Annotated in this window: 11 protein-coding genes; 8 read left to right on the top strand and 3 right to left on the bottom strand. The window is 68.6% G+C overall.

Annotation, left to right across the window (positions count from 1 at the left end; translation table 11 throughout):
* The first annotated feature begins 10 nt into the window (after positions 1-10).
* Genes ACI3KS_RS03855 through ACI3KS_RS03870 form a run of 4 tightly spaced genes read left to right on the top strand, consistent with a single transcriptional unit; the run spans position 11 to position 4,134 of the window.
* Positions 11-544 carry a copper chaperone PCu(A)C gene (locus ACI3KS_RS03855; protein ID WP_404915387.1) on the top strand — a complete coding sequence of 178 codons (534 nt, stop codon included), beginning with the start codon at positions 11-13 and terminating at the stop codon, positions 542-544.
* Complete coding sequence (locus tag ACI3KS_RS03860; RefSeq protein ID WP_404915389.1) at positions 544-1,770, top strand: Dyp-type peroxidase; 1,227 nt, start codon at positions 544-546, stop codon at positions 1,768-1,770. The genes ACI3KS_RS03855 and ACI3KS_RS03860 overlap by 1 nt, the downstream gene beginning before the upstream one ends.
* Positions 1,733-3,217 (top strand): PepSY-associated TM helix domain-containing protein, encoded by a 1,485-nt coding sequence (locus tag ACI3KS_RS03865; protein ID WP_404915391.1) that lies wholly within the window; start codon positions 1,733-1,735, stop codon positions 3,215-3,217. Before ACI3KS_RS03860 ends, ACI3KS_RS03865 begins: the two co-directional genes overlap by 38 nt.
* Before the next feature lie 23 nt (positions 3,218-3,240).
* On the top strand, positions 3,241-4,134 hold the full coding sequence (locus ACI3KS_RS03870) for an SDR family NAD(P)-dependent oxidoreductase (RefSeq protein ID WP_404915393.1): 894 nt from the start codon (positions 3,241-3,243) through the stop codon (positions 4,132-4,134).
* 3 nt (positions 4,135-4,137) lie between these two features.
* Here ACI3KS_RS03870 and ACI3KS_RS03875 read toward each other — a convergent pair whose 3' ends face one another.
* From ACI3KS_RS03875 to ACI3KS_RS03885, 3 genes are all read right to left on the bottom strand, one after another.
* Entirely contained in the window at positions 4,138-5,415 is a 1,278-nt protein-coding gene (locus tag ACI3KS_RS03875; RefSeq protein ID WP_404915395.1) for a hemolysin family protein, read from the bottom strand.
* A 105-nt stretch (positions 5,416-5,520) separates the two neighbouring features.
* Positions 5,521-6,540 carry a TerC family protein gene (locus ACI3KS_RS03880; RefSeq protein WP_404915397.1) on the bottom strand — a complete coding sequence of 340 codons (1,020 nt, stop codon included), beginning with the start codon at positions 6,538-6,540 and terminating at the stop codon, positions 5,521-5,523.
* Between the two features lie 172 nt (positions 6,541-6,712).
* Entirely contained in the window at positions 6,713-7,198 is a 486-nt protein-coding gene (locus ACI3KS_RS03885; protein ID WP_404915399.1) for a MarR family winged helix-turn-helix transcriptional regulator, read from the bottom strand.
* A gap of 91 nt (positions 7,199-7,289) precedes the next feature.
* On the opposite strand from ACI3KS_RS03885, the gene ACI3KS_RS03890 reads away from it, so the two are divergent.
* The 4 genes from ACI3KS_RS03890 to ACI3KS_RS03905 all read left to right on the top strand — a co-directional run bounded on the left by ACI3KS_RS03890 (position 7,290) and on the right by ACI3KS_RS03905 (position 13,100).
* The gene (locus ACI3KS_RS03890) at positions 7,290-7,913 is read left to right on the top strand and encodes an NADPH-dependent F420 reductase (protein ID WP_404915401.1); all 624 of its coding nucleotides are present in this window, start codon (positions 7,290-7,292) and stop codon (positions 7,911-7,913) included.
* A 4-nt stretch (positions 7,914-7,917) separates the two neighbouring features.
* A complete protein-coding gene (locus ACI3KS_RS03895; RefSeq protein ID WP_404915403.1) occupies positions 7,918-8,811 on the top strand; it encodes a VOC family protein in 894 nt (297 codons plus the stop codon).
* Between the two features lie 61 nt (positions 8,812-8,872).
* A complete protein-coding gene (locus ACI3KS_RS03900; RefSeq protein WP_404915405.1) occupies positions 8,873-9,382 on the top strand; it encodes a hypothetical protein in 510 nt (169 codons plus the stop codon).
* Between the two features lie 211 nt (positions 9,383-9,593).
* Positions 9,594-13,100, top strand: coding sequence for an SdrD B-like domain-containing protein (locus ACI3KS_RS03905; protein ID WP_404915407.1), 3,507 nt, complete (start codon positions 9,594-9,596; stop codon positions 13,098-13,100).
* Positions 13,101-13,173: the final 73 nt, after the last annotated feature.

Genomic DNA, 13,173 nt, shown 5'->3' on the forward strand with positions numbered 1-13,173 from the left:
AGACATCACCATGAACAAGAACATCGCACTCCCCCGCTTCGCCGCGATCGCCGCAGTGGCGATGCTGGCACTCACCGGATGCTCGACGGCGACCACCCCTTCGTCGCCGGATGCCGCCCCGGCGGGCGACACGGTGACCATCACCGATGCCTGGGTCAAGGCGACCGACGAGAGCATGTCAGCGGCGTTCGGCACGCTCGACAACAGCGGCGCTGGCGACGTGACGATCGTGTCGGCGACGACGGATGCAGCCGGCATGGTCGAGCTGCACGAGACGGTCGAGAACGAGTCGGGCGAGATGGTCATGCGCGAGATCGAGGGCGGGTTCTCGATCCCCGCCGGCGGTGACCTGCTGCTCGAGCCCGGCGCGAACCACATCATGCTCATGGATCTCGCCGGCCCCCTTGCGGCAGGCGACGAGGTCGACGTCACGCTCACGTTCTCCGACGACTCGACGTACACCTTCACCGCACCGGTGAAGGACTACTCGGGCGCCAACGAGAACTACGAGGGCGGCGACGAGCACGAGGGCATGGACCACTGATGGCCGCGCGCACCGAGGGTGCGCGCTCCGATCGCTCCGGGTCGACTCGGCGACAGTTCCTCCTGGGAGGAGCTGTCGCCGGTGTCGGCGCGGCTGCAGCGATCGGAGTCGACTACGCCCTGAACCGGCACAACGCCGCGTCCCCCGCACCCGCCGAGCCGATGAACGGGGAGGAGGTGGTGCCGTTCTTCGGCGCGCACCAGGCCGGCATCGACACCGCCGCGCAGGCGCACGGCACGTTCCTCGCGCTCGACCTGCTCGAGACCACGGACCGCGAGGGCCTGACCCGTCTGCTGCGTATCCTCACCGACGACGCGGCCCGACTCACGCAGGGTCGCGCCGCACTCGCGGACTCCGAACCCGAGCTCGCCCTCTCACCCGCCCGGCTGACCGTGACCTTCGGCTTCGGCCCCGGACTGGTCGCCCGCACAGGAAGGCAGGCGCCATCGTGGCTCGTTCCCCTTCCGGCCTTCGGAATCGACCGGCTGCAGCCGGAGTTCAGCGACGGCGACCTGCTGCTGCAGATCGCCGGCGACGATCCGCTGACCGTCTCGCACGCGGCGCGGATGCTGTTGAAGGACTCGCGCAGCTTCGCCTCGCTGCGATGGAGTCAGAGCGGCTTCCGCCGGGCCCACGGCACCGAGCGACCGGGGACGACCATGCGGAACCTCTTCGGGCAGGTCGACGGTACGGCGAACCCGGAGCCGGGTACGACCGAGTTCGACGAGGTCGTCTGGTCGGATGACGGGTGGCTGGCCGGAGGCACCGGCTTCGTGCTGCGCCGCATTCGGATGGATCTCGACAAGTGGGACGAGCTCGATCGCAGCGGACGCGAGGCCTCGGTCGGACGAACGCTGTCGAACGGCGCACCGCTCACCGGCACCGATGAGTTCGACGAGCCGGACTTCGACGCGACGACGGGCATCGGGTTCCCAGTGATCGCGAACTTCGCGCACATCCGTCGCGCCCGTGGCGACGACGGCGTGAAGATCTTCCGGCGCGCCTACAACTACGACGAGCGGCCGGTCGGGGCGAGCGTCTCGGAGTCGGGGCTGCTGTTCGTCTCGTTCCAGGCCGACATCGCCCGCCAGTTCGTCCCGATGCAGCAGCGTCTCTCCGACCTCGACCTGCTGAACGAATGGACGACTCCGATCGGCTCCGCCGTATTCGCGATCCCGCCCGGATGCGATGAGGGCGGCTTCATCGGCGACACCCTCCTCTCGTGAAGGTGCGACCGTGACTCTCACTTCCCCCGCGCCCGGCGCGGCGCTCCGCCCCGCCCGCACGCGACGCCCCTGGTTCGGCGCGCTGATGCTGCGCCTGCACTTCTTCGCCGGCATCCTCGTCGGTCCGTTCATCCTCATCGCCGCCGTCAGCGGCGCGCTCTACGCCGTCGCCCCGACGCTCGAGCAGATCGTGTACGCGCACGAGCTGCGTGCGCCGGCGACCGCTGAGCGGCTGACGCTCGCCGAGCAGATCCGCATCGCGGAGGAGCACGTCGACTCGGGCCCGGGCGCAGACGGGGCGACGCTGGCGGCAGTGCGCCCCGCCCCGGGGCCCGGCGACACGAGCCGGATCATGTTCGCGCAGGAGGGACTCGGCTCCAGCGAGTCGCGCGCCGTGTTCGTCGACCCTGGGACCGGTGAGATCCGCGGCGACCTCACGGTCTACGGCACGAGCGGCTCGCTGCCGTTGCGAACCTGGATCTCGAACCTGCACCGCACGCTGCATCTGGGCGACCTCGGCCGGAACTACAGCGAGCTCGCCGCATCGTGGCTCGGCATCGTCGCGCTCGCCGGTCTCGTCCTATGGATCGTCCGCATCCGGAAGGCGCGCGTGAGACGGGACCTCGTGCGTCCGAACCGCGCGCACACCGGCTATCGCCGCCTGTTCGGATGGCACACGTCGGTGGGGATCTGGGTGCTCCTGGGCGCCCTGTTCCTCTCGGCCACGGGCATCACCTGGTCGCAGTACGCCGGTGCGAATGTCTCGAACCTGCGAGCGGCGCTGGACTGGACGGGTCCCGCGCTCCGCACGACCCTCGGAGAGGAGGCGGATGCTCCGGTCGACGAGCACGCCGCCCACCGCGGAGCGGTCTCGGCGCCCACCGGCGCGGCGAATCCGGCGACCTTCGACGCCGTCCTCGCGATCGCGCAGCGCGCGAACGTGAACACCGGACAGGTCGAGATCGCGCCTCCAGCGGAGGCAGGCATGGCGTGGACGGTGCGCGAGATCAAGACGGGCTTCCCCACCGAGGGCGACCGACTCGCGATCGACGGCTCGAGCATGCAGATCACCGATCGCATCGATTTCGCCGACCTGCCCCTCGCAGCGAAGCTCGCGGACTGGGGCGTCAGCCTGCACATGGGCGTGCTGTTCGGTCCGCTCAACCAGATCGTGCTGCTGCTGATCGCGACCGGCATCACGACGATGGTCGTGCTCGGCTACGCGATGTGGTGGAAGCGGAGGCCCACGCACGCCCCGAGCCGTCTCGTCGGGTCGACACCGCGGCGCGGCGCACTCCGCGACGCCCCGTGGTGGGGTCTCGGCGCCGTGGTCGCGGCGAGCGCCCTGATCGGACTCTGGCTGCCGCTCATCGGCTGGACGCTCGTGGGATTCGTCGTGATCGACACCGCGATCGGGGTGGTGAAGAGTCGCACCTCCGTGTCCTGATGCGCGCCGCGTAGGTTGAGGGCATGCCCACTCTCCTCGACCTGCGCGGCCGCACCGTCCTCGTCACCGGCGCGAACGCCGGCATCGGCTACTGGTGCGTCGAAGAGCTCGCCGCCCGCGGCGCCAGGGTGCTGCTCGGGTGCCGGTCCGCCGAGCGTGCGGCATCCGCTGTCGCATCGGTGCGCACGCAGGTGCCGGATGCCGACCTCGCGGTCGCGCCGCTGGACCTCGGCTCGCTGCAGAGCATCGCCGACGCGGCATCCGCGCTCGACGAGCGCATCGACGTCGTGATCTGCAATGCCGGCGTCAAGGCGGCGACGCGGTCGGCCCGCACGCTCGACGGCCTCGACCTGATGATGGGCACGAACTTCCTCGGGCACTTCGCGCTGCTCGCGCAGCTCGACCAGGTGCTCGCCGCCGAGGCCAGGGTGGTGTCGGTGGGCTCGCTCGCGCACCGCTTCGGAGCGGTCGACGCCGAGCGTCTCTCCGCGCCGTGGCGAGGGTCATCGCTCCGGCAGTACGCCCGCTCGAAGGCGGCGCTCATGGCGTTCGCCTTCGAGCTGGATCGCCGCTGGTCGGAGAGCGGTCGCTCCTCGGTATGCGCGCATCCGGGCTACGCCGTCGACCCGCTGACGCCGCCGCGCTCCGGCCAGGTGCGCGTCGCCCCCGGCATCCGCCGTATGGCATCGATCACCCGCGCCTGGGTGCAGGGCAAGGACGACGGCGCGTTCCCGATCGTCCACGCGGCGACGGCGGCCGATGTCGTGAGCGGCGACTACTGGGGGCCGGACGGCTGGCTGGAGTTCCAGGGCCGGCCGACCCGTGTGACGACGACGGATGCCGTCCGCTCGCCCCTCCTCGGCGGAGCCCTGTGGGCTGCCGCCGAGGAGATCACGGGTGTGCGGTTCGCGACCTGACGGTCACTCCTCGGAGACCGCGGCCTTCGGCGTCACGCGGACCCGGGAGATACGACGCCGGTCGACCTCGGCGACCTGGATGGTCGCACCATCCACCTCGATCGCGTCGCCGACCACGGCGAGGCGTCCGAGCTGCTCGGTGACGAACCCTGCGATCGTGTCGGACGAGCCGCGTGGCAGGTCCAGCCCCGTCGCCTCCTCGAAGTCCTGCAGGTTCAGCCGTCCGTCGATGCCGCGCCCCGGGGCGTCGAGCTCCTCGGTGTCGTATTCGTCGAAGATCTCGCCGACGACCTCTTCCACGAGGTCCTCCAGCGTGACCAGTCCGTCCGTTCCGCCGTATTCGTCGACCACGACGGCGATGTGCTGGTTCTCGGCGCGCATGCGTGTGAGGGTCGGCAGCACCCGGGCGGTCGACGGGATGTACGGGATCGACCGGACGAGACCATCGAGCGTACGGGTGTCGTCGGCCGCGGCGGCCTCGAACAGGTCGCGGACGTGCACGAAGCCCGTGACGTCGTCGATCGAGGCGTTCGAGACCGGGTACCGCGAGAACGGCAGGTCCCGCACCTGGGGCATCACCTCGGCGACGGTCGCCGTCGCATCCAACGCGACGACCTCCGGTCGGGGCCGCATGACCTCGCTGACCTGGCGTCCCCGCAACGAGAGCACGTCGTCGAGGATGCGGCGCTCGTCCTCGGGAAGCCCCTGATGCGAGGCGACGATGTCGCGCACCTCCTCGTCGCTGAGTTCCTCGCCGGTCTTGTCCGGATCGCCGCCGAGTAGGCGCACGAGCGCGTTCGTCGACACCGAGAGCAACCAGATCACCGGCCGCATGACGATCGCGAATCCGTTCAGAGCAGGCGCCACGGCGTAGGCGAACTGCGCGTTGCGCTGGATAGCGAGCCGCTTCGGCACGAGCTCGCCGAGCACGAGCGACAGGTAGGCGATCACCAGGGTGAGTGCGATCGTGGCGATGGTGAGCGAGAGCGCGGGGGCGAGACCCCATGACTCGAACAGTGGAGCGACCGACGGAGCGATCGAGGTCGCGCCGTAGGCGGCCGAGGCGAAGCCCGCCACCGTCACGCCGATCTGGACGGCGGAGAGGAAGGTGTTGGGGTTGCGCGCGAGGCCTGCGACCTTCGCTCCGCGACGGCCTCGCTGCGCGATCGCGTTGATCTGGCTCTCCCGCAGAGTGACCAGTGCCATCTCGGTCGCGGCGAACACGCCGCCGATCAGCACGAAGGCGATGACGAGGGCGATGTTCCAGAGCAGGTCGCCCATCAGCGGATCACCTGCCCGGTGCGGGGGTGGGCGCCCGGCGTGGGCCGGGCGCTCGTACTGTCAGAGTCCGAAGAGTCAGAACAGTGGGATCCCAAGGAGTGCTCCTTATTTCTTGTGCGCGTCGGTGGCGGAAGGGGTGTCGGTGGCGGAAGGAAGGGATGCCGGATCGCGCCGCGTCTTGGCGAGGCTGGCGATCGTGGCCACGGCGATCGTGGCGGCGATGAAGAGCAGCGAGAACCAGATCGGGATCTCGGGCGCCCACAGCACGGGCTCGCCGCCATTGATGAAAGGCAGCTCGTTGACGTGCAGGGCGTGGAAGACGAGCTTCACTCCGATGAAGGCGAGGATCACCGCGAGGCCCTGCGCGAGGTAGACCAGACGCTCGAGGAGTCCGCCGATGAGGAAGTAGAGCTGACGAAGCCCCATGAGCGCGAACGCGTTGGCGGTGAACACGATGTACGCCTGGTCGGTGAGGCCGTAGATCGCGGGGATCGAGTCGACCGCGAACACCAGGTCGATGAAGCCGATCGCGATGATGGTGAGCAGCATCGGCGTGACGAAGCGCTTGCCGTTCTTGACGACGGTCAGCCTGTCCTCGTTGTATTCGTTGCTCACCGGGAGGTGACGGCGGACGAACTGCATGAAGCGGCCGTTCGCGGGGTCGCTCTCGTGGTCGCTGAACGCCTGGCGGTACGCGAGTACGAGCAGCAGGGCGCCGAACAGGTAGAACACCCACGAGAAGTTCTCGATCAGAGTGGCGCCGACCGCGATGAAGATGCCTCGCAGGATCAGCGCGATCACGATGCCGATCATCAGCACCTTCTGCTGGTACATCTTCGGCACGGCGAAGCCCGTCATCACGATGAGGAAGACGAAGAGGTTGTCGATCGACAGCGCCTTCTCGGTGAGGTAGCCGGCGAAGTACTCACCGCCGTAGGTCCATCCCGAGACGACACCGATCCCGACGCCGAAGAGCAGCGCGAGGCTGATGTAGAAGATCGACCAGCGCGCGGACTCGCCGATCGTGGGTTCGTGCGGGGTGCGCACGTGCGCGAAGAACTCGTACACGAAGAAGGCGATCGTGACCGCGATCGTGATGATCCAGACGAGGGGCGTGATATCCATGGAGACTCCAGGTTCGGCGTATGCAGAAGCAGCGCCAAAGTCTTCTCCATCCCTGCGCGGGACCGGTGGGCCGGGACGCGAACGCATCCGTAATGACGAAACCACCGTGGCGGAGTACTCCCCTTGGTGCGACCAGTCTACCGGATCGCGAGGGGTGCTCCGCGCGGAGGCATCATTCGTCCCGCAGCACGAAGGTGTCGCCTCCACTGAGACGCGACCGGATCACCGAGGTGATCTCGGCCAGCGCATCGAGCTGCTCCGGGGACAGCGCGTCGATCACGAGCCGACGAGCGTTCTCGATGTGCCCCGGCACGGCATGCACGAGACGCCGGCGCCCCTCCGGCGTGAGGCGCACGTCGGTCGCCCGACGATCCTCCGCCGAGGGCGAGCGCGCGACCATGCCGCGCTTCTCGAGGCGGGAGCAGACGTGCGAGAGCCGGGCCAGGGTCGCATCGGTCGCCGCAGCGAGGTCGCTCATCCGCAGCGTCGAGTCGGGCGCGAAGCGCAGCGCCGTGAGCACCATGAACTCGAAGTGGGTGAGATCCGCGTCGCGCTGCAGCTGCGAGTCCAGCGCGTTCGGCAGGAGCTGCGACACCGCCACGAGACCCAGCCAAGCTCGGGACTCTCGCTCATCCATCCTCGGGACCTGGAATACCATGGCGCCATCGTACGTTACTTGTAGCGACAACCAATTAGGGCGGCGCGACGCCGTTCGATCATCGCCTCAGGGCGAGGACGGAGAAGAAGGAATGAGCACGGTCACGATCATCGGCACGGGGAACATCGGCGCAGCGGTCGCGGGCATCGCCGCGAAGGCGGGAGCGCAGCTGCAGATCCTCGCGCGGGAAGGCGAGAAGGCCGAGACGGTCGCGACGCCCCTCGGCGCCGCATCCGGCACGATCGGCGATGAGCTCACGGGCGACATCGTCGTGCTCGCCCTCCCCTACGACGCGATCTCCCAGGTCCTCACGGCCTACGGCGACGCATTCGACGGACGCACCGTGGTCGACGTCACCAATCCGGTCGACTTCGCGACCTTCGACGGCCTGGTCGTGCCGGCGGACTCCTCGGCCACCCGGATCATCCAGGAGGCGCTGTCCGGAGCATCCGTCGTCAAGGCGTTCAACGTCAACTTCGGCGCCACGCTCGCGACCGGCACCGCGGGACCGCTGCCGACCACCGTCCTCGTCGCCGGCGACAGCACCCAGGCGAAGGACGCCGTCATCGCGCTCGTGACCGCCGGAGGACTGCGCGGTGTGGATGCCGGGTCGCTGAAGCGCGCCCGTGAGCTCGAGGCCCTCGGCTTCCTCCAGATCTCGCTCGCCGCAGCCGAGAAGACGCCGTGGACCGGCGGCTTCGCACTGATCGGCTGACCCGATGACGACCATCGATGAGTGGCGCGAGGCGTCCACCGCGACGATCGGCGCCGCCCCGGATGGGACGCAGATGGACACCGTCGAGCTGCTCGTCCGCGATCTCGATGCCATGACCGCGTACTACCACCGAGCCGTGACACTCGACGTGCTCGAGCAGTCCGGCGACACCGCGACCCTGGGCCGCGGCACGCAGCGCATCATGACGTTGCGGCAGCGGACGGAGCTGCCCACCGCGGACCGCTCCGGGGCGGGGCTCTACCACACGGCGATCCTCTTCCGGGATCGCCCGCGCCTCGCCTCGTCGCTGCTCTCGATGGCACAGCAGGTGCCGCAGACCTACACCGGGTCCGCCGATCACCTCGTCAGCGAGGCGTTCTACTTCACGGATCCCGAGGGGAACGGTCTCGAGCTGTACCACGATCGTCCGCGATCGGAATGGCAGCGGCTGCCCGGCGGCGGCGTGCAGATGGGGTCTCTGCCCCTCGACCCGAACGGCTTCCTGCAGCAGTGGTTCGACGAGGGCGCGAGCCATGCCGGCGACACGGCGACGATCGGCCACGTGCACCTGCAGGTCGGCGACATCCCATCCGCGCGCGCCTTCTATGTCGACACGCTCGGATTCGACGTCACCGCCGACCTGGGCTCGGCGCTGTTCGTCTCGGCCGGTGGATACCACCACCACATCGGCATGAACACCTGGCACAGCGCGGGCGCCGGTCCGCGAGCGGCGTCACTCGGCCTCGGCGACGTGCGCATCGTCGTGCCGACGCGCGGCGACGTCGAGGAGCTCGGCGACCGGCTGCGCTTCCACGGGATCTCCGCAGCCGACGACGGCCGCGCGCTGCGCTTCTCCGACCCCTGGGGAACCGCGCTGGTGGTGAGTCCCGAGGCGTGATCTGACAGCATGGAGTGCCCGGTCTCCTCCCGGACCGGGCCTCCTGGGGAAGGAACCGCTCATGGCAGCCTCCGATGTCGACGAGTCCGAACGCTCCGCACGCGCGGACCACCTCAAGGAGCGGATCTATCTCACCTTCGCGGCGCTCGCCGTCGTGATCACACTCTCCACGCACGGTCACGTCTCCGCCGGCGAGGCGGCCACCACGCTCATCGTCACGGTGATGGGCACGCTGCTGGCCGTGTTCACCGCCGACCTGATCTCGCACATCGTCGTGCACGGCAGTCTGTTCACGCGACCCGAGCTGAAGCATGCGATCAGCTCGAGTTTCGGCGCTCTCGGCACGGTCGCCCTCCCGTTCCTCTTCATCGGCCTCGCAGCGATCGGCGTCTGGGACGTCGGCGGAGCGCTGCACGCGAGCGCCATCGCGCTGCTCGGCTCGCTCATCGTGGTCGCGTGGATCGCCGTCCGCCGCATCCCGCTGACCTGGTATCAGCGGATCGTCGCGCTCGGCGCGGAGGCGATCCTCGGCCTCGCGGTCATCGGGCTGCAGGTTCTCGCGCACGGCTGACAGGGCGTTTCGAAGAACCGGTTGACCTTTTTCATTCGATCCGCGTAACAATTCGGCCTGTTTCGACTCCTACCTAGAGGGGGCTGCTCTGCAGCGCCCTCTCGAACGCGCCTTCCCGCTGGGGGTGCTTCATCCGGGCGTCCCCAGAAGACGCCGACGCAGGGGCGCGTCCACACCGACGCGTCCCCTTATTTGTATCTGGAGAATCCGATTGTCTGAACACAGCGCGCAGCGTTCCCCTGCGCGGATATTCACCACCTGGGTGGCGGGAGTCCTCGTCGCCCTCCTCGCCGTTCTCGGTCTGAGCACCCCCGCTCTGGCCGCCGGCGGCTCGGTCACGGTCTTCCCCGTGGAATCCGGCACCACGCACAACGGCACTCCCGTGCTGACCGAAGGCGCGACCTACGCCTTCCAGCTCGGCTACGGCAGCATGGACGATGGCGCCGTCGTCACCATCGAGCTGCCCGAGGGCATCACCATCCCCGAGGCTGCGCTCACCGTCCCCGCGGGCAACACGGCCGTGAAGTCGCTCGAGGTGAACGCCGCCGGCGAGCTCGTCGTCACCTTCATGGACCCGTTCCCCGGGGATGTGAACCAGGGCGTCCTCGACCTCTCGTTCGTGCTCGACGAGGTGGAGACCTCACAGTCGCGCGACCTGGTCTGGAGCGTCGACGGCACCCCCACCACGCAGAAGGTCATCGTGACCAAGCCGGGTGAGAAGCCCCAGTCGACCTCGACGTCCTCGTCGAAGTCAGTCGGCGGAGTCACGATCCCCCACTCGGTCGTCGACGGACGCGTCATCATCGACGACAGCGCACTCGACATCGAGCTCCCCTATACGATCACCGTGTCCAGCAAGGACGCGCGCGACGTCGTCATCGCCGACACCCTCGGTGCGAACCTCGTGCTCGTCGACGGCTCGCTCGCCGGCAGCAAGGTGGTCCGCGATGCGGACGACCTGAACCCCGTGACCTCGGCGGTCACCGGCCTGCCGAGCATCTCGGGCACCTCGTTCGACGTCTCGTTCCGCGCAGAGGCGAACTCGGTCTACACGCTCACCTACAAGGCCCGCATCGCGGATGCCGCCGCACTCGAGGCGATCCGCGCCGAGCTGCAGGCCTCGTACGACCGCGTCGACCCGATCAACGGCGGCTCGTACTCGACCACGCTCACCAACCAGGTCGACGTGAACGGGCAGAAGAGCACGGCCACGACCACCATCCGTGGCGATGTGAAGGGCCAGACGCGCCCCGGCACCGGCGCGGCGTTCGGCAAGAGCGTGGACCCCGCCGCGGTCACCCTCCCCACGACGCTGCCCGCAGGCTCGACGCTCGATGAGCCCATCCGCGCGACATACACGCTGCGCGCCGACCTCACGGTCTTCGCGGACTTCGCCGACGGCCCCTTCGCCCTGACGCGTAACGTCGTGATCCGCGACGCCCTGCCGGCCGAGGCCTCGTGGCTCTCGGACGACGCGGACTTCCTCGTGCTGACCGACCAGGACGGCGCACCCGTCGTGCTCACCGCGGCCGAGGGACTGACCGGGAACATCGAGCAGGCGATCGCCGCGGACGAGTTCGTGAACACCTACGCGATCGACGGCCGCAACCTCTACGTGAACATCGGCAAGGATGTCGCCAAGGAGTACACGCTGAAGATCGCCGCCGAGATCGGCAAGCTCCCCGCGAGCACGAGCGGTGAGACCCAGTACGCCAGCCAGTATCGCGTCGTGAACAACGCCTACTTCGCGTACGCCGATGGCCGCTATGAGTCGAAGTCCGCGACGACCACCATCACGGTGCCGAAGGACACCTCCGGGGGCGTCGACGACCCGTCACGTTTCCAGAAGACCACGACCAACGGTGGGCTCACCGTGACGCCCGGCACCTCGACGAACATCCCGTACACCTTCACGATCGGCCAGGGCGTCGGCGACGCCTCGTCATCGCGGATCGTCGACGTGATCGACCACTCGGTCTTCGACGTGACCGAGGCCACGCTGCCTGCGATCAAGGCATCGATCACCGGAATGTACGACTGGAACTACCCGCTCGACGGGAGCACCTTCGACGTGAGCATCGATGACGAGGGCAACCTCGTGATCGCACCGAACGCCGAGTTCCCGAAGGACGCCTCGTGGGGAGCATCCGCCGAGGCACCCTTCACCGGGCGCTGGACCATCACGGTCGAGCTTCCGACGCAGGTCATCCAGGGCAAGCAGACCATCGAGGTCGCGAACTCCGCGCGCTACGAAGGCGAGAGCCAGGAGATCACCTACACCTCCTCGTCGCGCACGACGGCCACCAGCTACGGCAACGAGATGGAGGTCCGCAAGCGGGTCTACGACGCCGCGAACGACTCGTTCACCGGTAGCCTGCGCGTCGGTCTCGACGACGAGGGCGAGCTGACCCAGTCGGACTTCATCTACCGCGTCGAACTGATGCCGCACGGCACGTTCAGCAACATGGTGGAGGACGTCAGCGACGTGCTGCCTGCAGGCGTCGAGTTCCTCGGCTTCGTCGCCCCCGGCGACGTGACCTCGGGCACGACGACTGGCGGCTCGAGCTACGCGATCCCCGGCTCGAACATCACGGCCGACTACGACGCCGAGACCAACCGGGTCACCCTCGAGAAGGGACGCCTGACGAGCGGGCAGACCGTTGCGCTGTACTTCAAGGTGCAGGTCACGGATTTCCAGGCGAACGTGGGCATCACGAACGTCATCGGCTCTACGGGAGCGACCATCACCCCGACGAACGACTATCCGCTGAGCCTGCTCAAGCGCGACAGCACGGATGCCGGAAAGCTGATCACGGATGCCGGAGCGCGGTTCTCGGTGTTGAACGACGACCAGCAGACGGTCGCGCTGAGTGATCTGCGCGTGGTCGAGGGGAAGATCGTAACGGCCGACGGCTCCACGCCGACGGTCACGATCCCCGGCACCTACTGGCTCCGTGAGGACGTCGCTCCGAGCGGCTACGGGAAGGCTGAGCAGCTGAGCCGGATCACGGTGGATGCCGACGGCACGACCGCCGATGTGGTGCTCTACAACACCCCCGGCGAGACGCCCGAGCCGACGAAGACCTACGCGATCGGCGACGTGACGTGGATCGACGCCGACAAGGACGGCAGACAGGGCGACGACGAGCAGGTACTCCCCGGCGTGACGGTCGAACTGATCCAGGACGGCGTGGTCATCGCGACCACGACGACCGACGATCACGGTCGCTACCTGTTCGACGAGCTGCCGGCCGGCGAATACCAGGTGCGGTTCACGCTGACGGATGAGCAGAAGAAGATCTACTCGTTCACCCAGGCGGATGCCGGGACCGACGACGAGATCGATTCCGACGCCGACCCGCAGACGGGCCTGACCCGCACGATCGTGCTGGGACCGGACAACATCCGCCTCACGCACGAGTACCCGTGGGCCGATGTCAAGGCGACCGAGGGCATCGACCCGACGTGGGACGCCGGCGTGATCGTGCGCACGGTCGACCCGGTCGATCCCGTCGACCCGACCACGCCGGAGACTCCGGGCACGGATGCCGGTGGCACGGAGCAGCCTGCCGTCGACCCGGCCCACCCGGGCACGCCGGGCGTGAACGACCTGGCGACGACGGGTGGCAGTGCTCCGTTCGCACTGCTGGGTGTCGGCATCCTGCTCGCTCTCGCGGGCGCGGTCGTGTTCGCGATCCGTCGACGTCGTTCGGCCTGATCGACACTCCCCGAGGGAACGTGACTCCCGACGGGGCATGAGAAGGGGCTCGCACCGGACTATCCGGTGCGAG

Origin of the sequence: Microbacterium sp. ZW T5_45 (assembly GCF_044987415.1) — a bacterium.
Taxonomy (GTDB): Bacteria; Actinomycetota; Actinomycetes; order Actinomycetales; family Microbacteriaceae; genus Microbacterium.